Below are 25,938 nucleotides of genomic sequence, written 5' to 3' on the forward strand. Positions count from 1 at the left end.
ATCCGGTCCGGCAAAAAAACGAAATCTCAGGTTTTGGGAGGCCCAGGTTCCAGCGGGACATGAAACGACCGCTGCCCGGGCAGAGACGCCTCATCTGGTGCATCCGATGCCTTGAACGGCATCACCATCAGTCCGGTGACGACGCCTTTGCAATCGGATTTGCAGTAGGGCGACTGGGTGTCCACCACCTGCTGGTCAGAGCAGCAGGTCAAATCGGCGCTTTCAGCGGTAATAATCTGCAGGACCGGTGCAACCGGCACACCTTCCGAAGGAACGTCGATCTTGCGCGCAAAGCCTTGGCTTGCACTGGCAAAAATCAAACCGACAAGAAGCAGAATCCTGAACATGGCGGCAGTCTAGTCAAAGGTCTTAACCGAACCTATACCGGCAGAATCACAGTCGCGTGAGGGCCTTTTTACCCGCAAACACAGAGCAAACCGCAAATGAGGCCCGGAGCGTAGCTGTGCATTGCAAATCGAACCCGGACTATTCACACCCCACTGATTTGTGAAGTGAGAGTTAGCAGACTTCCCGGATCGAATGACTATCTTCCGGCTGACTAGATGTGGCTGCTGGTCAACTGGTTGGCCGCATCGCCCCTGACAGGATCGTAACGTGGAAGATTGACATGCTGGAACTTCCCCTCGCCTATCTTGCCGGCTTGTTGACACTGCTGAACCCGTGTGTGCTTCCGGTGCTGCCGATTGTGCTCGCGTCGGCTCTGAATGCGGACAGGCGCGCACCGATTGCCTTGGCCGCGGGAATGGGCTTGTCATTCGTGGCAATCGGAATGCTGGTCGCTACCGCCGGATACGCAATCGGTCTGACCGCGGACGTCATGTCCCGCGCCGGTGCGGTCCTGATGATGTTCTTCGGTATCGTCCTGCTTGTACCAGCTTTTGCGAAACGCTTCGAACTTGCAACCGCAGGCTTTTCAGGGTCTGCAGATCAGCAACTCAACCAAACCGACACGAGTGGCCTGCGCGGCCAGTTTTTCGGCGGAGCCCTTCTCGGCGCGGTCTGGTCTCCTTGCATCGGACCAACCCTTGGCGGCGCCATCGCACTGGCATCCCAGGGGGAAAGCCTTTTGTGGGCCGCCACGATCATGGTGTTTTTCGCCTTGGGGGTCGCCACCTTGATCATGGGGCTGGGAATGGGCGCAGCACACACACTTCGCCAAAAGACGACCAGGCTGCGGGGCCTTGCAGAGCGGTCGAAACCCATCATGGGCGCCGTATTTCTGACCGTCGGGATCGCGCTCTTTTTTAATGTTCATCACGTGATTGATCGATGGGCCATCGGTGTTCTGCCGATCTGGTTCCAGGATCTGTCTGTCCGGTTCTAACACTTACTTGGAAAGGGCTTATTATGAACCGCCGTCAATTCATCATCTCTACAAGTGCTTTGGCTGGAACTGCTGCATTGCTACCGTCAACTGCATTCGCCGGGGCCAGCATGCAGGCCTATACCCCGGGCCTGATACAAAAACATCTTTCTGCGGGCCGGACAGTCTTTGTCGACTATGCCGCCTCCTGGTGCTCCACATGTGCACGCCAGGAACGGATCATCAGCGCATTGCGGAGCGCCAATCCCGCCTACGACGAAGCCCTTGAATTTGTGCGCGTCGACTGGGACGACTACGCCAACCATGAAGTGACGAAGTCCCGCCGCATTCCACGCCGTTCAACCCTTTTGGTCCTCAAAGGCGATCAGGAACTCGGCCGGATTGTTGCCGGTACACAAGAGGCGGAGATCAAGGCCTTGATGGACACGGGACTGCAAGCGGCAACCAGCTGACCACATCATTGATGCATCCAGAACTCTGAAACACTCCGGAGTTTTGGTGTTTGGCGTGTGACTTCAGAGCATCGGGCGTTTTTGTTTGAAACGCACGATGCTCGACCACTTCACAATCGTTCAGCTTCGCGTGGCAAATCGATCCAGATTTACCGTCCGCTGATTTAGCCCATGGCCCATGGGCCATGAAAACCGGAGCCGTCCTTATCGGTGCGCTCGAATCCGTGCGCCCCAAAAAAGTCCCGCTGGCCCTGCAGCATGTTTGCCGTGGACCGCTCGGTCCGCATGATATCGAAGTAAGACAGCGCAGCCGATAAAGCCGGGACCGGGAGTCCGTGCAGGGCCGCGTGGGCAACCACCTGGCGGAGATGCGTCTCGGTTTCTTTCAGTTTTTCTGAGAAGAGCGGTGCGAGCATCAGATTACGTGTGGCGTCCCCCTCAAGAGCCTCCGCCATGTCATTGAGCATGGATGAGCGGATGATACAACCATTGCGCCAGATCTTAGCAATGACCGGGAGCGGCATGTCCCAGTCATATTGCCTTGCCGCCTCCAGGATCAATCCGAAGCCTTGCGCGTAGCAAACGATCTTGCCGGCGATCAAAGCTGCTTCCAGCGCTTCAACGGCCAAGACATTCCGATCCAGTTTGCTTGGCGCCGGGCCAAAAGCCGCCTCACCTTTCTGACGTTCCTCATACCGGGCAGACATGTTCCGGACGGCAACGGCAGCCTCGATGGCACTCGCCGGAGTTCCCAGCATCAATGCCTCGATTGCCGTCCACCGTCCGGTGCCCTTCTGACCTGCCTTGTCAAGAATGATGTCCAGCATGGGTTTGCCCGTCTCCGGGTCCGCCGTCTTCGCAACCTTGCCGGAAATCTCGATCAGATAGGATTGCAGAATGCCGTCATTCCATTTTTCGAAGACGTCACCTATTTCGCCCGCGCTCATGCCGAACCCGTCGCGCATGACGCCATAGACCTCGGCAATCATCTGCATATCCGCATATTCGATGCCGTTGTGGACGGTCTTCACAAGGTGCCCAGCGCCGGCTTCGCCAAGAAAGGCCGCGCATGGTTCATCGTCGTGCTTGGCGGAAATCGACTCCAGAATATGCCCCACCTGGTCCCAGGCATCCTTGGCCCCTCCGCCCATGATGGACGGACCAAAGCGAGCCCCTTCCTCGCCGCCAGACACACCGATACCCATAAATCTTGGGCCACACTCAGCAGCTTCCTGCGCGCGGCGGTTCGTGTCATGGTAGTTCGCATTACCGGCATCGATGATGAGATCGCCGGCGTCAAGCAGCGGCCGGAGGGCCTCGATTTGCGCATCAACCGCATCACCAGCCGGCACCATGAGGATGATGGCGCGCGGGCTTTTGATCGAAGCAACAAAATCTTCCAGCTTGGTCGAGGGAACCAGTTTACTGGAAAGATCTCCGGCCTTGGCGATAAACTGCTCTGTCTTTGCGGCCGTGCGATTGAAGACGGCGATCTGAAATCCGTTTTCCGCAATATTCAGGGCAAGGTTTCCGCCCATGGTGCCAAGGCCGATCAGGCCGATTTCCGCAAGGGCTTCGGTTGAAGTCATAAATGCCACCTTCCAGGATTTTATCATGCACGTCCGCGTGCGGTGATAGCGGACATGATTTCCTGCCGCAATCAGTACCTTTCGCTGGAGTTTCGAAATCCGGCGCTTGTGAAGCAGGCAGCAACGGCTTTTCGTGAGCACTGCCTAAAGGCTTCAAAGCAAACTGTTTTCTGAAAACCAACTTCCGCAACGTGAATAAAAATAAAATAAAGAATTGAAATCGCTTAATTTTACATTCAGTGTCTTCAAGATTGCTATAAGGAGAATACTATGGATGAAATTTCTAATAAAATTGAAAGTATCGAACATGAACTGATTGAAGAGATACTTAACCCAAAAGCTGAGGTAAAGGTATCAGAAGCCGTATTGGAAAAAATCGCAGCAGAAGCAAAAACACCTTACTCGAACACATTTGAAGAACTGTTTCTGGAGCCGGACGGCACGCTCCGGGAAATGACAATCACCCCGATGTCGTTCCTACCGCTCAACGGGGTGGACTTTAAACTTGTCCAGACCGCGCATGAGGGAAAAGTGGCTTACGCGCCCGCCTGGAATTATTGGGTCCGCCTGGACACTCCGGGAAGCCGGGAAGGCGATGTGCGACGCGGAACAAATTTCTTTGCCGAATTGCCACAAACGCAGACTTCGGACACCAGTGACCTGATGCGTTTGGTTCTGCCAAACGGATCTTTAAACATGGTGGATAAGGAGCGCGAAGCTTACATCACAACCTTGGTCCTTTGGTCATGGTTTAAGGACAACTCCCGAAGTAACCTCCAGGACTATTCAAACTACATCCGGCAGAATCCGATTTCTGGATGGCCTTCGCCCCGTTTCTATCTGGATATGTGGAATAATCTCGGGGAGATCCTCCTGGGTGCCTGTAACTCGAAAGCGCAAGCTTTTGGCGTGTTTTTAGCCTGTTGCGGCATGGATCCCTGGCGCCAGATGATCGCAACTGCGCGGTACGTTGACGGTGTGAATTCCGTTCCAACGCATGTTTATAATGCACTCTACATCGCTGGGCGGTGGCGCTATCTCGACGTTACATTCGTCCATAGCGGTCTGTTTCCGGCCTATCTTCCCAGGGACGAACGGCCAGGATGGCTGCAGATGAACATTGGTCATTTCCCGACGGTTGACTACGCTCACCCGCTTTCCGGGGAGCAACCGGAAAACATCGCGATTTTCGGAATGCCGAGTTTTTACGCACCAGGTGTCCCAATTCTCGGCGCAGAACCTTTTGATCCAATGGAACATAGGCCGTAAGCCGCTCTGCGTTTGGAGGGTTTTATTGACCCGGCTAATCGCAGTATTCAGCGAGCGCCAATTCTGAATAAAAGTGTCATGTATTCCTGCTAGTCGGTCGCGGAGCCGTATCGCCTCTGCGGCCGACAAAAAGGGATCCGCTATTATGAAAAAGTTTCTGATCGCTGCTGGTTTTTTGACCGCGACGGTAACCTCGGCACTCGCCGATGATGTTGCTGGAAAGCTTGTCGTTTACACATCACAACCAAATGCGGATGCTCAGGCAACCGTAGATGCATTCACCGCAAAACATCCCGGCGTCGAAGTCGAATGGGTTCGCGACGGCACCACGAAGATGATGGCAAAGCTGCGGGCAGAGTTCGAAGCGGATGCCCCAAAACCCGACGTCCTGTTGATCGCTGACATGGTCACCATGGAAGGCTTGAAACAGGAAGGCCGCCTGATGGCGCATGAGGCCGCTGACGTGTCTGCATATGACCCGGCCATCATGGATAAGGACAAGACGTACTTCTCCACGAAATTGATCACATCCGGGATCGTCTACAACACCAATGCGCCTATGAAGCCGTCGTCCTACAAGGACCTCTTGAAGCCGGAAGCAAAAGACAAGCTGGCAATGCCGTCACCGCTGACATCGGGTGCGGCAACCATTCACATGGCGGCCCTGACATCCAACCCAGACCTCGGCTGGGCTTATTATGAAGGCCTTGCGGACCAAGGCGCAAACCCGAAAGGCGGAAATGGCGGCACATACAAAGCCATCGCTGGCGGCGAAAAGCTTTATGGCTTTGTTGTCGACTTCCTGCCGATCCGTGAAAAGCTGAAAGGCGCTCCGGTCGAGTTCGTCTTCCCGGAAGAAGGCGTTTCTGCAGTTACGGAACCTGTCGCGATCCTGTCGACCGCACAGAACCCTGACGCTGCTAAAGCCTTCGTCGATTTCCTGATCTCCGAAGAAGGTCAGCAACTTGCCGCCTCTCAAGGTTATCTGCCTGCACATCCTTCAGTGGCGGCACCTGAAGGTTTTCCGGCCCGCGACCAGATCAAACTGATGGACTTCGATCCGGCACAAGCCCTCGAGCAGGACCAGGCCAACAAGATCAAGTTCACCGAAATTTTTGGTGGCTAATTTTTGAAACCTGAGCTGGGAAGCGGCGCAAACGGTGCCGTTTTCCTTCCGCAGTTTGTTCGGCGCCTGTCTTACCATCTTCCTCCTTCGAACTTGGCACACATCATTTGCGCAAGATCCTGACTGCCGAGAGAACCACACTGGTGCTGCTGGTGGCCTGCGCAACACTCATTTGCGGCCTGCCGCTGATGTTGTTGTTCAAGACCGGGTTGACCAGCGAGGCCGGACTTGATCTCGCCCCCCTCACCGATGCCATCCAAAGCCGATCCGTTCAGCGCGCGTTATGGCATTCGGTCGAGAGCAGTCTGCTTTCAGCATTCTTCGCAACCCTGTTAGGCACAGGACTCGCTCTGCTGATCGGTCTCACCGATATCCGGGCTAAGGGCCTGCTGGTTTTCCTGATCCTCCTGCCGATGATGATCCCGCCGCATGTGACGGCAATTGCCTGGATACAGGCACTTGGTCCTGCGAGCCCGGTTTTGCGGATGCTGGGCATTGCCCCCGAACTGGGTTCAACACACCCTCTTTACTCCCGCGAGGGCCTCGTCCTGTTGCTGACGCTGCAGCACAGCCCCTTGGTCTTTCTGCTGGTCCGGGCCGCATTGCGGTCGTTTCCGCGCGAACTCTCAGACGCAGCCCGGGTGTCAGGGGCCAGCGCGATCTACATGCTGCGCCGGATAACCTTGCCCCTCCTTGGCCCCTCACTTCTCGCAGGCTTTGCACTTGCCTTTGTGGCAGCGCTTGGGAATTTCGGTATTAATGCCCTCATTGGCATCCCGGCGCGGTACACGACACTTCCGGTTCTGGTTTGGCGCCGTCTTGCGAGTTTCGGACCGGACGTTCTTCCGAACGTCGCCGTTATCTCTGTCATTCTCGCGCTTGTTGCACTGGCTGCGATCCTGTTGCAAAGCCTCCTTCAAAGGCGAATGCGCGCGAGCCTGATCGGCCTGCCGCAGGACCCTCTTGCCTTTTCCCTTGGAAGCACGCGCAAGTTTGTTGAGCTTGCACTCTGGGCATTTGTCGCCATGGTCCTGCTTCTTCCCGCCGCTTCCCTAATGGCAACCGCATTGGTCCGAACCTACGGGATCGACCTAAGCCTCTCGACGATAACAATTGAGAATTTTGAAGAAGTCCTTTGGCGGCAATCCGTAACGGTCAGAGCGTTCTTCAATTCCACAGTCATTGCGGGCCTTGCTGCTGGCGTTATTGCGCTGATCAGCCTGTTTACCGCTTACTTTCTTGCCCACAAGCTTGCAGGTAAGCGGCGCCTGGCTGGCCTTGCCCTCACGCAAGCCGAAATCGCGTTTGCAGTTCCGGGCCTGGTCATGTCGATTGCATTCATCCTGGCGTTCATCAGACCGTTGCCAGTTGTCAACGTTTCGCTCTACGGAACGCTTTGGATCATCTTTCTGGCCTATGTTTCCGTGTTTCTCGCTGTCGGCCTGAAACCGGTCGCCGCCGCCTTTCTCCAAATGGATGGGTCCCTGGAGGATGCCGCCAAGGTCTCTGGTGCAAAGTACCTCTACAGGATGCGGCGGATATTCGCGCCGCTAACCGCACCAGCCGCCGCATCCGGCGCAATCCTCGTCTTCCTGACAGCCTATAACGAGGTGACGGTCTCTGCGTTGTTATGGTCAACCGGGAACGAAACCATAGGCACGGCAATCTTCAATTATGAAGATGGAGGCTACACGACACTGGCTGCCGCCATGTCCGTAGTTGTCGTTGCAGCAACGATCCTTGTCATGATCGCGATGAATGGCCTGGCAAAACGGGTTCCGGCCGGGACAATCCCTTGGAAAGACTGAGTTTAACCGGGTAAGACCCAGCCACGGATAATCTCGACTTGAAGCCTCTCTCCCGGCGTTGCCCGTCTTGAGAGGTTCATCATGATCGGCTCTTCAAGACCCTCAACGCTTACAAACACTTCCCAGTGCCCACCTCGGTAGGTGGTTCGGACAATCTGCACCGGCAGTCCATATGCCCCCGTGGAAAGCACAATATGGTCCGGCCGCAGCAGGACTTGTGCCGGTCCAGGACGTGTACCCACGGGGCAATCGACCTCAACCGAAGCACCTGCCAACTCAAAGCGCGCTGTTGCACCGTCCACTTGCTGAATGACAACCGGAATGATCGCACTCCGGCCAATGAATCCAGCCACACGCTGGGACAATGGCCTGCGGTACAAAGTATCCGGATCATCGACCTGCAGAATTCGACCATCCCACATCACGGCCACCTTATCCGCAAGCGCCATCGCTTCGCGTTGGTCGTGGGTGATGAACACGGTCGTCGCCCCGCTGGTACGGTGAAACTCCGCAAGTTCTTCTTCCATGGAGTTTCTAAGGTGCGGATCGAGGTTGGCCAGCGGCTCATCCATCAAAACGGTTGATGCTCCCTGGGCAAGGCACCTTGCCAACGCGACCCGCTGCCGTTGCCCTCCCGACAAGTCGGATGGCTTCCGGGTCTGGTAGGGGGTGAGTGCGACCGTCTCAAGACAATCTTGCACCCGTTTTGAGACTTGTTGTTTCGGGGTACCGGCCGTTTCAAGCGGAAAGGCCACATTGCCCGCAACACTCATATGCGGCCACAGAGCATAGGACTGAAAGACAACGCCGACTTGACGTTCTTCGGGAGGAACATGAACACGATTGCCCGCAACGATGCGGCCACCCAATCTGATCTCACCAGCGTCAATCGGCTCAAGGCCTGCAATCGATTTCAAGAGAGTGGATTTGCCGCAACCTGACGGCCCCAGGACGACAAAAAACGTTCCCTCATCGATTTGCAGGTCGACATTGTCAAGGGCACGGTGCCCCCCAAAGGACTTTGTAATGGAAGACAATTGGATGGTCATGGCCGTCGTCTAAGCATTGCGCATGACAAACGCATTACGGCAGGAAGCCTGAGGAGTAGTTCAGTGCGTTCATAGGATCAGCGGGCGATAAACCGGACCCGGTTCCCCACCCAAAGCTGGTCGATGATTGACTGATCGAGCCTCCTTGGACGCTAACAAAAGAACGCCCAATGCTCTAACCACGAGACCAACATCGGGTCCCGTCATGAACGCGTTTTGAGCAAGAAATCGACCTCGGCTTCCAGCGCCTTGCCATATGCGCGGGCAGCTGGAGCGTTTTTATGAACAAGGGTTTCCTGCCGATAGAGGCAGTAAGCCGCAAATTGCCAATGATATGCAGGACGTTCCTCAAGATACCGGGCTGCCGTATCCTGATCCGGATAGTGGGCTAGAAACATTTCTTCGGCATAGGCAACAAGCGCATGCAGCCCATAAAGCGTGGCAAGACCTGGTGACAAAAATCCGGCAATGTCCTCAACCGGGTCTCCAAGCCCTGCAAACTGCCAGTCGATGAGCCGCGCGCCGAAACCGGTCGCCTGAATGGTCCCGAGGCAAAAACTCCGGTGCACCAGCTTGCGCGGAACAACCGCTCCGGTGCCGCCGCCATCTTTCGGGCGAAGGCGCTTCAGGTTCGCCGCCTTGCGGCTCTGTGGGATCATCGCGAGCATTGCATCACCGCGCGCAAGCACCTCTTCAAAACCGGCTGGAACTGTCTGATGCCACGGGACTGGCTCTGGAAGCGATGCGATGCGGCCGATCAATTCGGCGGCTTCCCGCACATCTATCTCCCGCGACCGGGGCGCCGGATAGCCATAGACGAGCATCGGGGAGCCGGTCGGCGTTTCGAAAAACGCTTCCAGGTCAGGTGCTAAGCCGTGTTTGGCCAATACGGAAAGTGCATCTGCCTCCTGGCGCGGCAGGGTCGGATAAAGGGGGTTATCCTCATTTTCAGGAAAGAACTCCTTTATCACAAAGCTTCTGCCGGGAATGTCCAATTGCCAGAAGCGGCTGGTATAAGCCATTGGCAACTCCCGCAAGCGCGCCGACGTCCAGTCGCCAATGGACAGATGAGCCTTCAGCAGCGCCAGCACATCGGAATCTGTCAGCGTTCTCAGCAAGCTCTGCTTCTCCAATCAGCTATTCCCCTTGTTTTTGATCGCTCCGTCCTTGGGTGCAGTCAAGTACACTCTCTTCGGAGCTCTGGCCAAGAACCGGGAAAGCAATGTCGGAGAAGCGGCATTCGCTGTCGTTCTGAGACTGCGCGTGATTACGGGACGCGCAGCTAGGATCAAAGTGTTCCTTCCCTGCGTTCAATCAGCACCAAGTTCCGGCGAGGCTGCGATGACCGCCCATGAACCCGAACGGCGTGCCGCATGATGACCGACACCGAAGCCCCTTCAGGACATGAAGTTGCACCTGTGCGCCGCAGCCGACGGCGCCGCGAAGCGGGGAGTTCTGGACCGGATCTTTTTCCCCAAAAGCCTTTCAAGCAGCCACGACATGTTTACCGGCCGGTTGAAACAGTTTCCGCAGATGAACTGGAGGCGATCCATGATGCGTCCATGCGGGTGCTTGAGGAAATCGGCATCGATTTTCTGCACGAAGACGCCAAGCAGATGCTCAAGGCAGCAGGGGCGGAGATCAAACCGGGTGAGGACCGGGTTCGCATGGATCGTGCGATGGTCGCCGAACTGGTCGCCAAAGCCCCCTCCTGCTTCACGATACGAGCCCGCAACCGGGCCCATGACCTTGAAATTGGGGGGAACGCAATTGCGTTTTCCTGCGTTGCGAGCGCTCCGAATGCCGTCGACCGGGATGGCGGCCGGAGACCGGGAAATCAGCAAGACTTCCGCAATCTGCTGAAACTTGCGCAATTCTTCAACATCATCCATTGCGTGATGGGCTATCCGGTAGAACCCGTCGACATACATGCCTCCGTCCGCCACCTGGACTGTGTCTCCGATATGATCCGCCTGACGGACAAGGTGTTTCACATCTACTCCCTGGGCAAGGAACGCAATATCGATGGCCTGGAACTGACGCGTATCGGCTATGGGCTCAGCCAGGAGGAGTTTGAAAACACGCCATGTGTCGCAACCGTCATCAACACCTCTTCGCCCTTGCGCCTTGACACTCCGATGCTGCAAGGGCTCATCGAAATGGCGAAGCAGGGACAGGTGTCAATCGTCACGCCGTTTACCCTTGCCGGGGCCATGGCGCCGGTAACGATTTCAGGAGCCCTGACACTCCAAAACGCAGAAGCCCTTGCAGGCATCGCCTTCTCTCAAATCGTCCGGCCGGGCGCTCCGGTCGTTTATGGCGGCTTCACATCGAACGTCGACATGAAGTCGGGCGCACCGGCGTTTGGAACGCCCGAATACATGAAGGCAGCGATCGCAGGCGGTCAGCTCGCGCGCAAATATGGCCTACCCTACCGGTCCTCCGGCGTTTGCGCGGCCAATACGGTCGACTACCAGGCTGCGCTGGAAACCACATTGTCGGAATGGGGCGCCATCAACGGCGGCGCGAATATCATCAAACACGCGGCAGGCTGGCTTGAGGGCGGCCTCAGTGCAGGTTTTGAGAAGTTCATTACCGATATCGACCTACTCCAGAAGATCGCCGAATACCTGACCCCGCTCGACGTGTCCGAAGATGCTCTTGCAATCGATGCAATCAAGGATGTGGGACCGGCGGGACATTTCTTTGGTACAGAACACACACAGGCCCGGTACAAAGACGCCTTTTACGCGCCTATTGTTTCAGACTGGCGTAACTATGAAACCTGGGCAGAGGCCGGTAAGCCAATCGCATATGACAAGGCGAACATGCTCTTTAAAAAAGCACTCGAAGCTTACGAACAACCTTCCCTCGACCCTGCCATAGACGAAGAACTGACCACGTTTGTCGAGCGGCGCAAGCGGGAGGGCGGAGCGCCCACCGACTTCTGAAAATCACGACGAACACTTGGTTGATTAGGCCGGACTTGAGGCCTGCGGAGAAGCGAAACGATGAAAACCCATACTCAGGTTGTTGTGATTGGCGGCGGCGTTGTTGGCTGCAGTGTTTTATATCACCTGACCAAATTGGGCTGGACCGATGTCACGCTTGTGGAAAGAGATGAGCTTACCTCCGGCTCCTCCTGGCACGCGGCGGGCGGCTTTCACACCCTAAACGGTGACCCGAACGTCTCCCAGCTTCAAAGCTACACAGTCGATCTCTACAAGGAACTGGAAGAGATCTCCGGCCAGTCCTGCAGTTTGCATCTGACCGGTGGCGTGATGCTGGCCGACACTCCCGAGCGGATGGATTTTCTACGCCTCGCCCAGGCCAAGGGCCGGTATCTCGGCATGGATCTGGAACTGATCTCGGTCTCTGAGGCCAAGAAGATGTTCCCGATCCTGGATGAGAAATATTTCATCGGCGCCTTGTGGGATCCGATCGAAGGGCATCTCGATCCCTCCGGCACCACCCACGCCTACGCAAAGGCTGCGCGAATCAATGGCGCAGAGATCTATCGGCACACCAAGGTCGAGGAGATGGTGCAGACCCCGGAGGGTACCTGGGATGTCATCACAGACAAGGGCATGATCCGGGCGGAACATGTCGTCAACGCAGGTGGACTCTGGGCCCGTGAATGCGGCCGCATGGTCGGGATAGAATTGCCGGTGCTCGCTATGGAGCACATGTATCTGCTTACCGATGAGATGCCCGAAGTCGTTGCTCATAACGAGGCAACCGGCAAAGAGTTGATTGGCGTTCTTGATTTTGGCGGTGAGATCTACACCCGCCAGGAAGGCAAAGGCATGCTGCTCGGCACTTATGAGCAGAATTGCCGTCCCTGGAGCCCAAAGGAAACGCCCTGGGATTTCGGGCACGAGCTCCTCGCACCGGACCTTGACCGGATCTCCCCGGAGCTAGAGGTCGGCTTTGAGCATTTCCCGGCGCTGCAAAATGCCGGCATCAAGCAGATCATCAACGGCCCGTTCACCTTCGCACCGGACGGCAATCCATTGGTTGGCCCGGTGCGGGGTCTCAAGAACTATTGGGTTGCTTGCGGGGTCATGGCCGGCTTCAGCCAGGGCGGCGGCGTCGGGTTAACACTTGCCAACTGGATGATCGACGGCGATCCGGGCTACGACATCTGGGGCATGGATGTCGCCCGGTACGGTGACTGGGCGACACTTGCCTACACGAACAAGAAAGTTCAGGAGAACTACAGCCGCCGGTTCCGCATCCGCTTCCCGAACGAGGAATTGCCTGCCGGGCGTCCACACCAGACTACACCGCTCTACGACAAGATGTTGGCGCAAGGGGCTGTCATGGGCGACAGCTGGGGGCTTGAAACTCCCCTCTGGTTTGCTCCCGATGGCGAGACAGCTGAAGATGTCGTCTCGTTCCGGCGCTCCAACGACTTTGACGCAATTGGAGCGGAATGCCGCGCGGTGCGAACCGGAGTTGGCATTACCGAAATCGCCAACTTCGCCAAGTACAAGATCACCGGCGCAGGTGCTGAGGACTACCTGTCCTACCTGATGACCAACACCATGCCGAAGGTGGGACGGATAGTGCTGACGCCGATGCTGAACGAAGCCGGCAAGCTGATTGGCGACTTCACCATCGCCCGCGACAGTGACGAGACATTCTACATGTTCGGTTCAAGTCAGGCCGAAGTCTATCACATGCGGTGGTTCGAAAAGCACTTGCCGCATGATGGCACTGTTGCGATTGAGGCCATCAACCTTGGCTGGGTGGGTCTTTCCATTGCAGGTCCGAAGGCCCGCGATGTCCTTGCCAAAGTTACCGGGGACGATGTCTCCAATGACGCTTTCCGGTTCATGGACTTCCGCGAAATGGATGTTGCCAACGCGCCCTGTAAGGTCAACCGGATTAGCTACACCGGTGACCTCGGCTATGAGATCTGGATGACACCGGAATACGAGCGTCAGGTCTACATGGCTCTGATGGACGCCGGTGGGGAGTTCGGCATCCAGAATTTCGGCATGCGTGCTCTGCTCGCCATGCGCCTGGAGAAGAACTTCGGGACCTGGTTCCGGGAGTTCCGCCCGATCTATGGTCCTTTCGAAGCAGATCTCGGTCGCTTTGTGAAACTCGGCAAAAACAACTTCATTGGCCAGGAAGCCGCCCGCCGGGAATTCGAGGATGGACCGAAACGATCCCGGGTATCCTTCGTCGTAGATGCACTCGATGCCGATGTGATGGGCGATGAACCGATCTGGCACGACAACGATGTGATCGGCTGGATCACGTCGGGCGGCTACGCACACCATGTCGAGAAGTCTTTGGCTCAGGGCTATGTCCCCACTGAGTTTTCGGTAAACACGGATGACGGAGCCTTCGAGATCGAAATTCTCGGAGAACGTCGCAAGGCCACCCTCATCACGGATCCATTGTTCGACCCCAAAGCGGAACGCATGCGGATGTAGGCGGGACCCGGCATTTACGGGATTGACCAGTTGGCGGAGGAAAGCAGGCAGTCATGAATACGGAACACTTTGGCCGGCACCGGCGAAAAATCATGCCGGCCGTTTTGCCCGATCATCCTGGTGATGCAGCCGGATACGAGGCACTGTCAGCCTACGCGACCGAAAAGGCCTCTGCACTCAATCGTCATGTCCTTGGATATGGCGAGCTCGCAGAAACCGAGTGGTCAGCGCTTGGCCTTGCAGCACCTGACATGGATGCTGTGCGGGAATACCGGCTTCAAAGAATTCGCCAGCAATTAGAGGCTTTTGACCTGAGCGCAGCCATTCTATGTGATCCGCTGAACGTTCGTTATGCAACCGACAGCACCAACATGCAGGTCTGGAGCACTCATAATGCGGTGCGCTACACACTTGTGACGCACAACGGCCCTGTCATCGCCTTTGACTTTCACAACTGCGAACATCTGTCCGCACACAACATGCTCGTTGATGAAGTCCGCCACGGTGTCCCCTGGTTCTATTTTGAATCCGGACCGCGGTCGGCGGAACTTGCGCAGAAGTGGGCTAAAGAGCTGGCAGATCTGGTCAAGACTTATTGTGGTCCAAACGCGCGGATCGCCGTCGACAAATGCCGCCGGGAAGGGGTCGGAGCACTTCAAAGCCATGGTTTGACGCTGCATGACGGTGAAGAGGTGATGGAACTTGCCCGTGCCGTTAAATGCTCCGACGAAATCAAGGCGATACGCCGATCCATTGCTGCCTGTGAAGCAGCAATGTCGGAAATGGAAGCGGCCCTCCGTCCGGGCATGACGGAATGGGATCTTTGGGCACTGCTGCATGCAGGAAATATCCGTCGCGGCGGAGAGTGGATTGAGACGCATTTGCTCGCCTCCGGCCCACGCACAAATCCCTGGTTTCAAGAGGCCTCAGCGCGTGAAATCCAATCGGGTGAGTTGGTAGCCTTCGACACCGATCTTGTTGGGCCCTACGGCATGTGCTGCGACATTTCCCGCACGTGGCTGTGCGGCGACGGGCAACCGACCAACGAGCAGAGATCGCTCCATCAAATGGCGGTCGATCAGATTGAAGCGAACATAGAAATGCTCGCACCAGGGCGCAGTTTCTTTGAACTTTCACACAGCGCTAAGAACCTACCGGAAGACTATCAGGCGAACCGATACTCAGTTCTGTTTCACGGTGTTGGCCTATGTGATGAATACCCGGCAGTCCCTTACCCCGCAGACTGGGCGAGCGGTGGATACGATGGGGTACTGGTACCTGGAATGGTGGTCTGTGTGGAAAGCTATGTTGGCCGCCACGGCGGACACGAAGGCGTAAAGCTGGAGGAGCAACTGCTCATCACAGAGACCGGCTATGAACGCCTCAGCACATATCCGTATGATGCTCGGTTGATGGGCTGTCAAATCTGACGGCCATCTTGTGATAAGTTTCCAGATCTTCAGACAGCAGCCATAATGACGGCCATTGCGATGCCGTAGACCAGGACCCCGGCAATGATCCAGATATGCTGGTTGTTGATGCCCAGTTTCTGCTCGACGCGGTCCGACATGATCTTGAGAAGTTCGGGCCAAGTGTAAGAGACGAAGTCGCCTTGTGTCATGATCGAGACAAGCTTGCCGTCAGCATCCACTACGGGCAAGCGGCGGAACCGCTCATTCGACATGACCCTGAGCCAATCGACCACATTATCGTCTTCACGCGCCAGCCTTAGGCTGGTGGTCATGATATCGGAAAGCTTGGTTGAAGACGGGTCTTTGTTTTCAGCTACGATCCGGCGCATCAAGTCGCGCTCGGTTACGAGCCCGACCACTCGGTTTTCGGCATCCGTAACAACGACAGAGCCGATGTTTCTCGCAGACATTTCTTTGGACGCATCCAGAACCGATTGGCCCGGTGCTGCCGTAAATGGCTTCGGTTTAGAAAGAAATTCAATGCGTTCTTTGATTTTCATTCGGGAGCCCTCCTGCGACATCTGTACGCAGGACAAGCGCCCCCGGTTTACGCTGCGGCAAAAATTGCAGCCTCCCTGGCAGACACACATCCGTTAAAGGGATACGGCCCGCGGGCCGCATCACTTCAGCCGGATGATTTTCGGTCCGCGCTGTTTGACGTATTCGCCCTGGGACCAAACAACTACGTTCGTTTCATTCACTTCGGTGAAGTTCAGATTCAACGGTGTCTTGCCCTCGGGGTTCACGATGACCTTGCGGGTGGGCGGAAGGGCGCGGAAGACCAAGACCCCCGCTTCCTTGGTCACAACCGCACCATAGGGTTCATCCTGCAGAATCCGGACGGTGTCTCCAGCAAGAGCGGTTCCAGCTGAGAGCGAAAGCGCTGCCGCGAACGCGGCCTTTACGAGAAGCTTCATTGGTTGTCTCCTGCATGCAAATCGCAATTTGCGACAGAGTAACCAATTGTTAACCATAACTCGAAGGCTTTTTACTATTCGTTAACACTATGGTTAACAAACGCGTCAGACTGCCGTGGCAGAGCCGAGCGAAATTTCCTTGAAACACTCCTCGACATGTTCAGCAAAGGCATGGGTCGCCCGGCCGGCGCGCGCGCGCTCTTTCATGATGATGTGGTAGTCACCAATCGTCGGAAGGCCATGCCGTTTGTCCAGGATCTGCATGGGCGCCTCGACAATGCTTGCCGGAAACGGCGCGACCGCAAGATCAGCAAGAAGGGCAGCCTCCTGCCCTGCGCTGTGGAAGCTTGTGTAGGAGATACGATATGGCTTTTGCGCAGCATCGAGCGCAATGCGGGCTGCCCGGCGCCAGGGGCACCCGGGATTGGACACGGCAAGCGGCAATGGATCCCGCTCATAGGCAATGCCGCCCTCAAGGCCTGCCCAGACGAGAGGCTCGGAATAAACGACCTCACCGCCCTCCGCCAACTTGGTTCCGGGCCGGGCAGTGCACAAGACGAGATCCAGCTCACCCTTGCGGACCTTCTCGTCCAGCATCGGGCTACCATCCAGGTGCACATCAACATTGACCCCTGGGTGAGAGCGCGCAAAACGCGACAAGATATTCGGCAGAAAGCGGGTTCCGAAGTCAGACGGGGCTCCGAAACGGACTTCCCCCTCAACGGACGGAGAGACAAACAGTCCGACCGCTTCTTCGTTCAACATCAGGATCCTGCGGGCGTAGCCAAGCAATGCCTCCCCTTCGGAGGTCAGCCGGACGCTGCGTCCCTCCCGCACGAAGACGGAAACGCCTAACATGGTTTCCAGTTTCTTGATCTGCATCGACACCGCAGAAGGCGTCCGCCCGATCAGCTCTGATGCCTTTGAAAAACTTGATGTTTCTGCGATCACAAGGAATGTGCGATACAGTTCGATATCAATCAGCGGGGTACCGGATCCTGGTAGTTTTTCCATTCCAGCGCTCATTAATTCTTGAGTTCAATTTTTTTGAACTGATACTTGAATACAATTCGATTGATTGAAAGGCAAGGAATGCTCATATAGCGGACAAGCGGCCCAATTTATTAGCAGTGGACCGCCCATCACTCTAACGCAACAACTGACTGAAACGGGATTGGGATCGTCATGACCTATCTTGCTCACGCACTCGGCACCAACCTCATGGGTGTTGTGTCCGGCCGCTCCGCTGCTGAACTCGCCCGCATGAACCATTCTTTGCGCCTGTCTGCTGCAAACAAGGCACGCATCACTGTCCGCTAAGGGCAGACTGAACAACTAGGCAAGGTTTGGATACTGGAGGCTAGTGGCCTCCTCTTCCATGTCTTCGATGACTTGGTAGACCGACTTGTTTAAAACTGAAAAGCCGTGAATGGCGAGCCGTTCACGGCTTTTTTGCGTGCTGGTGCTTGTAAGAACGGCCTGCGCCGCCCGCCGGATTGTTTCAAGTGCCGTTTGGTCGTGCATTGACGACGCTATGAACGGCAGGCCTGGGGCCTCGCGCGTCAGGCCTATGGACTTCAAGCACGAGGCCAGTTCCGGCTTGTATCGTGTTGCCATATGCCAGCAAACCGCATCAATCGAGGCCAGATCAGCATCACCTGCCGCAACAGCATGCAGGGAAGCAACATGCCCGCCTGTCATAATCACCGTTTCAAAATATTTGCTACCCTCGGCCATCCCAGCGACTTCAGCACGCAGGGCATTCATGCCCGATTGGCTGTCCAGACTGTTTACAGCAAGCCGCTTGCCCTTCAAGTCCGCAAGGTCAGCGGCGCTATCGTCCGCCCGCACAACGATATGACTGCGATACAACGCCCCCGCACATCCCTCAGCCCGGTAATGCGGCGCCCCGATCAGAGCCACCCGATGCTTTAATGCATGGGTAAACGGGTAGCCGCAGGTCTGCGCCAAGAGCAATCCAGGTGCCTTCCAGATGTCATAGAGTTTTATGTCATCTGGCCAGGGTTTCAGGTCCTGAAGAGAAATCTTCAAGGCCGAGCAGATCTCTTCCGTGAGAGCCTGTTCGAGTGCACAAGTTTCAGCACGCACCTCGGGCCAGTCATACATCGGCAATCTGACAGGCCGAAACTCGGGGTTGGTCAAGCCGTCTGCCCTTTCCGTGTGCGTCTTGGCAATCTGTTGGGATGCGCGACGGGCTCTTTTTTCTTCAAGAAATGGCGCAGGCCAAGCTGCAGATAACTGGAATAGACATAGCCTTGATTGCGTTCCTGCCAGTCATTCCGCGCTTGCCTGTAAATGCCTGGAAGCATGTACCAGGGCGCACGGGGCAAGGCGTGATGCACAACGTGCAAGTTGTTGTTCAAGAAAAGAAACGAGAAGACGGGGCAAAACTCAACGATGACCGATCTTGCCTCAGCATCCTCATGCGCCCGGTGCTCAGCAAATGTCCGCAACATAAGCAAACTCATGGCTGGATAGGCGACACCGAGCACATAAGCCCAAACCGGAATGCCCCCCAGGTAAGACACGAACAAAACAACTGGAACCAATCCAGCAACATGATGGAGCCACGAGCGCATGACGGCCCTGTCACCGTCCCGGATATGCGCAAGTTCAGCACCATAGAATCCGATAAGCGACACTCCCGGACCAATCACCAGCCGCCCGAGCAAGGTATTGTTCATGTTCATGATCACCTTCAGGGGCACGGGCAGCCGCTCCCACGTTCCCCAATCCAGATAAAAACTCTCGGGATCATCATATGGATCGGTCAGCCGGTCGTTGTTGTGATGGCGCAAATGCAGAGATTTGAAACGGCGGTAGGGAATGAACAGGCCCAGCGGGAAATAAACAAGCGCCTCATTGAGGGCAGGGTTCCGGGTCGGATGCCCATGCAGAACTTCGTGTTGCACGGACGATGAGAGAGTAACGGTAAGTGCCGCCAGCGGGAAGAACCACCAGCCCAACTCCGTGTATGACAAAACCAACCCCACCCATGCAGCCGAAACACCAACGATCAACGCCAGTGTCGGCCACTCGCAAGTTCTTGCGAACGACACGCACACCTCCAAATAACTGTAATCACGATAGGAATTCTGATCAGTCCAAAAGGTGCACCGGCAACCGTCAGCGTTCAATTTGGGAGTTGGGAACAAATTCTGCGTTTTATTACAAAAATAATCATCTGCAGATTTTCAGCATCACTGCAGCTTAAATTAAACATAGCGAAGATTGCTCTACACGATCATTGCCTTAGTCTCGGCAATACAAAACACCTGCACTGATATGTCGTGGGCTGGGTGATTCCCCAAATGAGTTCAGCGCTTGAACCACGTTTGGAACACCGGCCCGGGACCGGAACAGCACTAAAAGCCCGGCGGCAATCAACAAACTTTAGGCAATTGGCAAAATACGAATGACACCAGAGACCGATTCGCACCTTCGACATGACGCCCGGTACGATGCAATCATAATCGGTGCCGGTGTGATTGGATGCGCGATTGCCTATAACCTTGCCAAACGGGGCTACCGCACCCTCAATATCGACCAGCTGCCGGCGCCCGGCTATGGCTCGACATCCAGCTCGGCGGCCGTCGTCAGGACCTACTACTCGACACTTGATGGCTCTGCGCTGGCATATGAGGGTTTTTTCGAATGGAAAAACTGGCCGGACTATGTGGCCCTGCCAGAGGATACGGACCTTGCCAAACTGATCGAAACCGGCACGCTCGTTATGCGGACAGAGGGAAATGATCATTTGTCGCGCATCCTGGAAAGTGCCGATGCCCTCAAGATTGCATACGAGATCTGGGACGCCGGGCAGATCCAAGCAGCCTTGCCGGGCTATGACCTGACTTGTTTTGCCCCTGTAAAAACAATGGATGACGATCGGTTTGGCGAACCGGCCAAAGGTGAAATCACAAGCGCCGCCTACTTTCCCTCAGGCGGATATGTCGATGATCCGCAACTGGCCGCACGCAATCTGAAGACTGCAGCCGAACGCGCTGGCGGACAGTTCCTGTTCAACTCAAAGGTAACACGCATATGCGTCGAAAACGGGCGAGCCGCAGGTGCCGAGCTGGCAGACGGGCGCCGGGTCTCTAGGCCGATCATTGTGAACGTAGCCGGTCCGCATTCTGCAAAAGTCAACGCCTTGCTTGACGATGATCCCGGACTCAACATCCAGACACGCCCGCTCAAACAAGAAGTGGTTCAGGTGCAGCCGCCATCGAACCTTGGTTACACCCGACAAGGCCTCATTGTTGCGGACGACGACGTCGGGGTTTACGTCAAACCATCCGGTGGCGGGCACCTCATGATCGGAAGTATGAACCCGCCCTGCGATGACCCGGTCTTATGTGACCCTGATGACTTCTCAAGAGATCTCACCGATCGTGCGTTGACCTACGCCTACCGCTATTCACAGCGCTTGCCGGCGCTTGGCGTTTCACAACACCCCGCAGGCCTTGCTGATCTTTATGATGCCTCGGACGACTGGCTGCCGATCTATGACAAGAGTGACGTACCGGGATACTACATGGCGATCGGAACAAACGGAAACCAGTTCAAGAATGCACCGGTCGCCGGACGCATGATGGCGGATCTGATTGCTTACTGCGAAAACGGCGCCGACCACGATCTGGAGCCGCTTCAGTTTCCATTGAAGCAGGTCAGACACACAATTAATACAGCGACATTTTCCAGGAAACGCCAGCCGAACAATCGCAGTTCTTTTTCGGTAATCGGTTGATCACTCCAATTATCGCGCTGGGGCCTGCGCCCACAACAGTTTGGCCGATCCCCTCTTGGCGTTCGCCGTAAAATCACGGTATCAAGCGGCACACGAGAACAAAGCAGGATTCTCCGCAATGGCGTGGTCGCCCCAGCAAGATGAAGCTCTCAAGGAAACGGCTGCCTGGCTAAAGCGCGGCGACCGTCAGGTTTTCAGGTTGTTTGGCTTTGCCGGGACCGGGAAAACCACGCTTGCCCGTCATCTGGCAGAAGGCATTGACGGGGATGTCTGTTTTGGGGCTTTCACCGGCAAGGCCGCCCATGTGCTCCGCCAAAAAGGCTGTGAGGATGCCGGGACAATCCACTCGCTGATTTACCGGCCGCGCTCCGCTAAGGAAGAAGAAGACTCAGATGATGACGAGGAAGATACTGGTCCTCAATTTGCAATCAAGCGGGATAGCGCCGCAGCTACGGCCAAACTGATCGTCATTGATGAGTGTTCGATGGTCGATGAAGAACTCGGCAAGGACCTTCTTTCCTTCGGCACACCGGTTCTGGTTCTTGGTGACCCGGCACAGCTGCCACCGGTCAAAGGCGGCGGCTATTTCACCGAAAAAGACCCCGATGTGATGTTGACCGAAGTTCACCGGCAGGCGCAGGACAATCCGATCGTCCGCATGTCGATGACCATTCGAGATGGCGGCAAGCTGGAGTATGGAGAGTTTGGCGACAGCCGGGTGATAAACCGCAGTCAGATCGACAAAGACCAGATCCTTTCAGCTGATCAGGTACTTGTGGGAACGAACAAGACACGCAGGCTCTACAACAACCGCATTCGTGAATTGCGGGAATTCACCACGCCGATGCCTGCTGTTGGGGACAAGCTTGTATGCCTGCGCAATGACAAGACAAAGGGTTTGCTGAATGGCGGTTTGTGGACCGTCAAGCGTCTGCGCCAAGCACGCGGCAACACTCTCCGGTTCGACGTCGTTTCCGAAGATGAAATTGCCAAGACCACAGTCAAGGTCAAAGTGCTGCCGGCAATGTTCGAGGACGGCGCGGATGCCATCCCCTATGCAATTCGTCGGAAGGCCGACGAATTCGACTACGGATACGCGCTGACCGTACACAAGGCGCAAGGGTCTCAATGGGACAGTGTGGTGCTGTTCGATGAAAGCTGGGCCTTCCGCGAACATCGGGATCGCTGGCTTTACACGGCAGTTACGCGCGCGGCCGAAAAGCTTACTGTCGTAAGGTGAATTCGGAACTGTGTTCCAAAACCTCGGGGCTGTACGACGGGAGCGCTTTCATCGCCGTTTCGACAAACGTGTCGATCTGCGCCTTCGTTCCGCCGCATCGGGCCAAAATGGAAACCGCTGCGAGCTGGCCATCGATAAAAGTTGCCAGAGCATCGGTGTCACATTCACCCGTGATTTCACCTGCTCCGACTGCTTTCAGCAACCGCGTTCTGATCGCTTCAATGCGCGCAGACCCCAAGTCTTTCAAAAGCGTTTTATGACGCTCGGAGCCGTAGGCCGCTTCAACCTGTGAATTGAATAGAAAGCATCCCATGGGCGTAGAGTCGTCCGCCGCCAAATAACCGACTGTCCTGATCAGTTCCCGCAAATCGACGAGATAGTGATGCTGCGCTTGCGTCAGCGGGCCAAACACCATGTCGCCATAACAATCAAAGTAGTGCAGGAGCGACTTTTCGAACATGGCTTCTTTGTCACCGAAAGCCGCATAAAGACCCGGCTTCGCCATCCCTGAGGCGTCTACCAAGTCATTCATGGACGTCGCTTTAAAACCGTTTTGCCAAAATGCCCGCATGATCGCATGCAGTGCTTGCTCAGTTTCTACTTTGCGGGGCCGGCCACGGCTCATAAAGACCTCCAGGGACGCCGGACGCATCCCGAGTTACGGTTTAGGTATGCAAAACGCTCACTACAAACCGTTTCCGGAGTGTACGAGTTTGCCAGAAGTGATCATCCCGTTTGGCAGCCAATGCCCAATCGAAAGGACGACGCGTTCCAAGATACTCAAATATCGGGATGGTAGGATACGCTTTTTATTGCCGAGCGTACGATGAACTGTTGAATATACTTATACATTCCAAGCCATGCAGGGCACCATGTGGGCCCTTGATTAGGCAACGCTTCGCTGAGCGCATATCCAAAGCCGGCGATTGCCGTGGATGGCAACACAGATTGTCTTCCTTCGATGGGCCCACCACACTATCTTGCGCGGCCTTGGACACCTTCATCACCTTCCGCAGCCCAAAGGGACCAGCTTATGGCAACCGCTCCGATATCCGCCTCGACACCGTCCTCTGCTTCGCCGGAGACAGCTGCTGCGACGGCCCTGCGGATCTCCAACCGGATTGCAAACGAAATCGGCTGCAAGCCGGGTCAGGTAAACGCTGCGGTCCAGATGCTGGATGAAGGTTCGACAGTTCCGTTTATTGCCCGCTACCGGAAAGAGGCAACGGACGGACTTGACGATAGTCAGCTCCGGAAGCTTGAGGAACGGTTGATCTACTTGCGGGAGCTGGAGGACCGGCGCGCCGCCATCACGAAGTCGATTGACGAACAGGGCAAGCTGACCAGCGATCTATCCCAGGCCATCCAATCCGCCGACACAAAGTCACAACTTGAAGACATCTATCTTCCCTACAAGAAAAAGCGGCGCACGAAAGCACAAATTGCGCGCGAAGCCGGCCTTGAGCCATTGGCAAATCTGTTGTTGGGCTCGCCCGACAGGGCTCCGGAAACAGAAGCAGCTTCTTTCATTTCCAAGGACAAGGGCATTCCGGACGTCAAGGCTGCACTTGATGGCGCGCGTCAGATACTGATGGAACGCTTCGCCGAGAACGCGGAACTGGTTGGCCGGTTGCGCCGTTACATGGAAGAGCGCGGCGTCGTCCAGTCGAAACTGATTGATGGCATGGCCGACAAGGGTGCCAAGTTCGCCGACTATTTCGACTACTCTGAAAGCTGGGCGAAAATTCCCAGTCACCGGGCGCTTGCATTGTTCCGCGGCCGGAACGAGGGCATTCTGTCAGTGGAGTTGACCGTCGATGCCGAGGATGCATCCCCGGTCTTGCCAGCCGTCAAAATGGTGGCCGATACCTACGCAATCCGTGATCTCGGCAGGCCTGGTGATAAGTGGCTGATGGAGGCTGCCAGGTTTGCCTGGAAAGTAAAACTTGCCCTCCATCTCGAACTCGATTTGATGGGGGTTCTCCGGGACAAGGCTGAAGAGGAAGCCATTCAGGTTTTTGCAAAAAACCTGAAGGATTTGCTGCTGGCCGCGCCAGCCGGTTCCAAGGCAACCCTTGGCCTTGATCCAGGTATCCGGACCGGTGTGAAAGTCGCCGTTGTCGATGAAACCGGGAAACTGGTGGACACTGCAACGATTTATCCGTTCCAGCCACGGAATGACGTGCAAGGTGCAAGGGCAACGCTTCTTGCCCTGATCGCGAAACACAAGATTGGGCTTATCGCAATCGGCAACGGCACTGCGAGCCGCGAAACCGACAAACTTGCAGGTGACGTACTCACTGATATTCCGGCAGCTCAAAGACCGGTGAAAGTCATTGTCAATGAGGCGGGCGCATCGGTCTACTCAGCTTCGGAACTTGCGGCAAAAGAGATGCCGGATATCGATGTGTCCCTGCGCGGCGCGGCTTCTATCGCGCGGCGTTTGCAAGACCCTCTTGCAGAGCTTGTAAAAATCGAACCGAAGTCAATCGGGGTTGGCCAGTACCAGCATGACGTCAATCAAAGCAAACTGGCGCGGGCGCTCGACGCTGTCGTGGAAGATGCCGTGAATGCGGTGGGGGTCGATCTGAACACGGCCTCCCCCGCCTTGCTGGCGCGCATATCAGGATTGTCGGACAGTCTTGCCAAGGCGGTTGTTGACCATCGCGAGAGCATCGGCAGGTTTGAGAAACGGATGCAACTGAAGGACGTTCCACGCCTCGGCGCAAAAGCTTTTGAGCTCTGCGCCGGCTTTCTTCGGATCAATGGCGGCAGCGAACCGCTCGATGCGTCTTCTGTTCACCCGGAAGCCTATCCGCTGGCCAAGCGCATTGTGAAAGCCTGCGGGCGCGATGTCAGTCAAATCATGGGCGACAGTGCCCTTTTGAAAAACCACGATCCCACTGAGTTTACCGATGAGACGTTCGGCCTGCCGACGGTAAAGGACATTTTCGCGGAACTTGAAAAGCCAGGCCGCGACCCGCGGCCGGAGTTCAAGACAGCGGCCTTGCAGGACGGGGTCGAGGAAATCTCGGATCTGAAAACGGGTATGAAGCTGGAAGGAACAGTCACAAACGTGACCAATTTCGGCGCTTTCGTTGATGTGGGTGTCCACCAGGACGGTCTGGTTCACGTGTCACAGCTTGCAGACAGGTTCGTCGATGACCCCCATCAAGTGGTCAAGGCGGGAGATATCGTGAAGGTCACGATCCTGGAAGTGGACGTACCGCGAAAACGCATTTCAATGACCATGAAATCGCAAGCCGATTATCAGGGGCAGCGCGAGCGCAGTGCGCAAGATCGGAACAAATCCCACTCTCCAGCACAGGGCAAACCAGGCGGCCGGGGCCCCAGTGGCAAGAACGGCGTAAACTCAGGCAGCAGCAGGGACGGCAACAATGCCATGGCAGCCGCCTTGGCAGCTGCCATGAACAAAAAACGGAAATAGCTTTT

Annotated in this window: 22 protein-coding genes; 12 read left to right on the top strand and 10 right to left on the bottom strand. The window is 56.0% G+C overall.

Annotation, left to right across the window (positions count from 1 at the left end):
• Window positions 1-26 precede the first annotated feature (26 nt).
• The gene (locus E1180_RS14405) at window positions 27-347 is read right to left on the bottom strand and encodes a hypothetical protein (protein WP_155191923.1); all 321 of its coding nucleotides are present in this window, start codon (window positions 345-347) and stop codon (window positions 27-29) included.
• 281 nt (window positions 348-628) lie between these two features.
• Between E1180_RS14405 and E1180_RS14410 the strand changes: the two genes are divergently transcribed.
• The gene (locus E1180_RS14410; RefSeq protein ID WP_208997154.1) at window positions 629-1,345 is read left to right on the top strand and encodes a cytochrome c biogenesis CcdA family protein; all 717 of its coding nucleotides are present in this window, start codon (window positions 629-631) and stop codon (window positions 1,343-1,345) included.
• A 23-nt stretch (window positions 1,346-1,368) separates the two neighbouring features.
• On the top strand, window positions 1,369-1,797 hold the full coding sequence (locus tag E1180_RS14415; RefSeq protein ID WP_155191924.1) for a thioredoxin family protein: 429 nt from the start codon (window positions 1,369-1,371) through the stop codon (window positions 1,795-1,797).
• A 164-nt stretch (window positions 1,798-1,961) separates the two neighbouring features.
• Here E1180_RS14415 and gndA read toward each other — a convergent pair whose 3' ends face one another.
• Window positions 1,962-3,386, bottom strand: coding sequence for an NADP-dependent phosphogluconate dehydrogenase (gndA, locus tag E1180_RS14420; protein WP_155191925.1), 1,425 nt, complete (start codon window positions 3,384-3,386; stop codon window positions 1,962-1,964).
• Between the two features lie 270 nt (window positions 3,387-3,656).
• Between gndA and E1180_RS14425 the strand changes: the two genes are divergently transcribed.
• The 3 genes from E1180_RS14425 (at window position 3,657) to E1180_RS14435 (ending at window position 7,589) form a co-directional block, all read left to right on the top strand.
• Window positions 3,657-4,655 carry a hypothetical protein gene (locus E1180_RS14425; protein ID WP_155191926.1) on the top strand — a complete coding sequence of 333 codons (999 nt, stop codon included), beginning with the start codon at window positions 3,657-3,659 and terminating at the stop codon, window positions 4,653-4,655.
• Between the two features lie 145 nt (window positions 4,656-4,800).
• Window positions 4,801-5,781 (top strand): ABC transporter substrate-binding protein, encoded by a 981-nt coding sequence (locus E1180_RS14430; protein ID WP_155191927.1) that lies wholly within the window; start codon window positions 4,801-4,803, stop codon window positions 5,779-5,781.
• Window positions 5,782-5,888: 107 nt separating this feature from the next.
• A complete protein-coding gene (locus tag E1180_RS14435; protein ID WP_155191928.1) occupies window positions 5,889-7,589 on the top strand; it encodes an ABC transporter permease in 1,701 nt (566 codons plus the stop codon).
• 2 nt (window positions 7,590-7,591) lie between these two features.
• Here the strand turns inward: E1180_RS14435 and E1180_RS14440 are convergent, their stop codons facing one another.
• Window positions 7,592-8,638, bottom strand: a complete 1,047-nt coding sequence (locus tag E1180_RS14440; RefSeq protein WP_155191929.1) for an ABC transporter ATP-binding protein — start codon at window positions 8,636-8,638, stop codon at window positions 7,592-7,594.
• 203 nt (window positions 8,639-8,841) lie between these two features.
• Complete coding sequence (locus E1180_RS14445) at window positions 8,842-9,756, bottom strand: phosphotransferase (RefSeq protein WP_155191930.1); 915 nt, start codon at window positions 9,754-9,756, stop codon at window positions 8,842-8,844.
• Window positions 9,757-10,011: 255 nt separating this feature from the next.
• On the opposite strand from E1180_RS14445, the gene E1180_RS14450 reads away from it, so the two are divergent.
• From E1180_RS14450 to E1180_RS14460, 3 genes are read left to right on the top strand one after another with little or no spacing between them, the layout of a single operon-like run.
• Window positions 10,012-11,589, top strand: coding sequence for a trimethylamine methyltransferase family protein (locus E1180_RS14450; RefSeq protein ID WP_425280921.1), 1,578 nt, complete (start codon window positions 10,012-10,014; stop codon window positions 11,587-11,589).
• A gap of 60 nt (window positions 11,590-11,649) precedes the next feature.
• Window positions 11,650-14,085: a GcvT family protein gene (locus E1180_RS14455; protein WP_155191931.1), complete on the top strand. Its 2,436-nt coding sequence runs from the start codon at window positions 11,650-11,652 to the stop codon at window positions 14,083-14,085.
• A 53-nt stretch (window positions 14,086-14,138) separates the two neighbouring features.
• On the top strand, window positions 14,139-15,515 hold the full coding sequence (locus tag E1180_RS14460; RefSeq protein WP_155191932.1) for a M24 family metallopeptidase: 1,377 nt from the start codon (window positions 14,139-14,141) through the stop codon (window positions 15,513-15,515).
• A 29-nt stretch (window positions 15,516-15,544) separates the two neighbouring features.
• Here E1180_RS14460 and E1180_RS14465 read toward each other — a convergent pair whose 3' ends face one another.
• The 3 genes from E1180_RS14465 to E1180_RS14475 form a co-directional block, all read right to left on the bottom strand.
• The gene (locus E1180_RS14465; RefSeq protein ID WP_155191933.1) at window positions 15,545-16,057 is read right to left on the bottom strand and encodes a CBS domain-containing protein; all 513 of its coding nucleotides are present in this window, start codon (window positions 16,055-16,057) and stop codon (window positions 15,545-15,547) included.
• Between the two features lie 120 nt (window positions 16,058-16,177).
• On the bottom strand, window positions 16,178-16,474 hold the full coding sequence (locus tag E1180_RS14470) for a hypothetical protein (protein WP_155191934.1): 297 nt from the start codon (window positions 16,472-16,474) through the stop codon (window positions 16,178-16,180).
• A 105-nt stretch (window positions 16,475-16,579) separates the two neighbouring features.
• A complete protein-coding gene (locus E1180_RS14475; RefSeq protein ID WP_155191935.1) occupies window positions 16,580-17,488 on the bottom strand; it encodes a LysR family transcriptional regulator in 909 nt (302 codons plus the stop codon).
• Window positions 17,489-17,659: 171 nt separating this feature from the next.
• Between E1180_RS14475 and E1180_RS22650 the strand changes: the two genes are divergently transcribed.
• Window positions 17,660-17,794 (top strand): hypothetical protein, encoded by a 135-nt coding sequence (locus E1180_RS22650; RefSeq protein WP_280115253.1) that lies wholly within the window; start codon window positions 17,660-17,662, stop codon window positions 17,792-17,794.
• A 15-nt stretch (window positions 17,795-17,809) separates the two neighbouring features.
• Here the strand turns inward: E1180_RS22650 and E1180_RS14480 are convergent, their stop codons facing one another.
• Window positions 17,810-18,601, bottom strand: a complete 792-nt coding sequence (locus E1180_RS14480) for a phosphate/phosphite/phosphonate ABC transporter substrate-binding protein (RefSeq protein ID WP_155191936.1) — start codon at window positions 18,599-18,601, stop codon at window positions 17,810-17,812.
• A 32-nt stretch (window positions 18,602-18,633) separates the two neighbouring features.
• A complete protein-coding gene (locus E1180_RS14485; protein WP_208997155.1) occupies window positions 18,634-19,554 on the bottom strand; it encodes a fatty acid desaturase in 921 nt (306 codons plus the stop codon).
• Window positions 19,555-19,910: 356 nt separating this feature from the next.
• Here E1180_RS14485 and E1180_RS14490 point away from each other — a divergent pair, with 356 nt between their 5' ends.
• Window positions 19,911-21,245 (top strand): NAD(P)/FAD-dependent oxidoreductase, encoded by a 1,335-nt coding sequence (locus tag E1180_RS14490; protein ID WP_155191938.1) that lies wholly within the window; start codon window positions 19,911-19,913, stop codon window positions 21,243-21,245.
• Window positions 21,246-21,363: 118 nt separating this feature from the next.
• The gene (locus tag E1180_RS14495; RefSeq protein WP_155191939.1) at window positions 21,364-22,485 is read left to right on the top strand and encodes an ATP-dependent DNA helicase; all 1,122 of its coding nucleotides are present in this window, start codon (window positions 21,364-21,366) and stop codon (window positions 22,483-22,485) included.
• On the opposite strand, the gene E1180_RS14500 is transcribed toward E1180_RS14495, so the two are convergent.
• Window positions 22,469-23,137, bottom strand: a complete 669-nt coding sequence (locus E1180_RS14500; RefSeq protein ID WP_280115254.1) for a TetR/AcrR family transcriptional regulator — start codon at window positions 23,135-23,137, stop codon at window positions 22,469-22,471. The two genes, E1180_RS14495 and E1180_RS14500, sit on opposite strands and share 17 nt — an antisense overlap.
• Before the next feature lie 381 nt (window positions 23,138-23,518).
• Here E1180_RS14500 and E1180_RS14505 point away from each other — a divergent pair, with 381 nt between their 5' ends.
• On the top strand, window positions 23,519-25,933 hold the full coding sequence (locus E1180_RS14505) for a Tex family protein (protein ID WP_155191941.1): 2,415 nt from the start codon (window positions 23,519-23,521) through the stop codon (window positions 25,931-25,933).
• Window positions 25,934-25,938: the final 5 nt, after the last annotated feature.

Origin of the sequence: Roseibium denhamense (assembly GCF_009711415.1) — a bacterium.
In the GTDB taxonomy this organism is placed as follows: domain Bacteria; phylum Pseudomonadota; class Alphaproteobacteria; order Rhizobiales; family Stappiaceae; genus Roseibium; species Roseibium denhamense.

Coding starts and splice junctions, on each gene's coding strand:
- E1180_RS14405 (WP_155191923.1), bottom strand. CDS start 347: ATGTTCAGGATTCTGCTTCTTGTCGGTTTGATTTTTGCCAGTGCAAGC.
- E1180_RS14410 (WP_208997154.1), top strand. CDS start 629: ATGCTGGAACTTCCCCTCGCCTATCTTGCCGGCTTGTTGACACTGCTG.
- E1180_RS14415 (WP_155191924.1), top strand. CDS start 1,369: ATGAACCGCCGTCAATTCATCATCTCTACAAGTGCTTTGGCTGGAACT.
- gndA (WP_155191925.1), bottom strand. CDS start 3,386: ATGACTTCAACCGAAGCCCTTGCGGAAATCGGCCTGATCGGCCTTGGC.
- E1180_RS14425 (WP_155191926.1), top strand. CDS start 3,657: ATGGATGAAATTTCTAATAAAATTGAAAGTATCGAACATGAACTGATT.
- E1180_RS14430 (WP_155191927.1), top strand. CDS start 4,801: ATGAAAAAGTTTCTGATCGCTGCTGGTTTTTTGACCGCGACGGTAACC.
- E1180_RS14440 (WP_155191929.1), bottom strand. CDS start 8,638: ATGACCATCCAATTGTCTTCCATTACAAAGTCCTTTGGGGGGCACCGT.
- E1180_RS14450 (WP_425280921.1), top strand. CDS start 10,012: ATGATGACCGACACCGAAGCCCCTTCAGGACATGAAGTTGCACCTGTG.
- E1180_RS14455 (WP_155191931.1), top strand. CDS start 11,650: ATGAAAACCCATACTCAGGTTGTTGTGATTGGCGGCGGCGTTGTTGGC.
- E1180_RS14460 (WP_155191932.1), top strand. CDS start 14,139: ATGAATACGGAACACTTTGGCCGGCACCGGCGAAAAATCATGCCGGCC.
- E1180_RS14465 (WP_155191933.1), bottom strand. CDS start 16,057: ATGAAAATCAAAGAACGCATTGAATTTCTTTCTAAACCGAAGCCATTT.
- E1180_RS14470 (WP_155191934.1), bottom strand. CDS start 16,474: ATGAAGCTTCTCGTAAAGGCCGCGTTCGCGGCAGCGCTTTCGCTCTCA.
- E1180_RS14475 (WP_155191935.1), bottom strand. CDS start 17,488: ATGGAAAAACTACCAGGATCCGGTACCCCGCTGATTGATATCGAACTG.
- E1180_RS22650 (WP_280115253.1), top strand. CDS start 17,660: ATGACCTATCTTGCTCACGCACTCGGCACCAACCTCATGGGTGTTGTG.
- E1180_RS14480 (WP_155191936.1), bottom strand. CDS start 18,601: ATGTATGACTGGCCCGAGGTGCGTGCTGAAACTTGTGCACTCGAACAG.
- E1180_RS14490 (WP_155191938.1), top strand. CDS start 19,911: ATGACACCAGAGACCGATTCGCACCTTCGACATGACGCCCGGTACGAT.
- E1180_RS14495 (WP_155191939.1), top strand. CDS start 21,364: ATGGCGTGGTCGCCCCAGCAAGATGAAGCTCTCAAGGAAACGGCTGCC.
- E1180_RS14500 (WP_280115254.1), bottom strand. CDS start 23,137: ATGCGTCCGGCGTCCCTGGAGGTCTTTATGAGCCGTGGCCGGCCCCGC.
- E1180_RS14505 (WP_155191941.1), top strand. CDS start 23,519: ATGGCAACCGCTCCGATATCCGCCTCGACACCGTCCTCTGCTTCGCCG.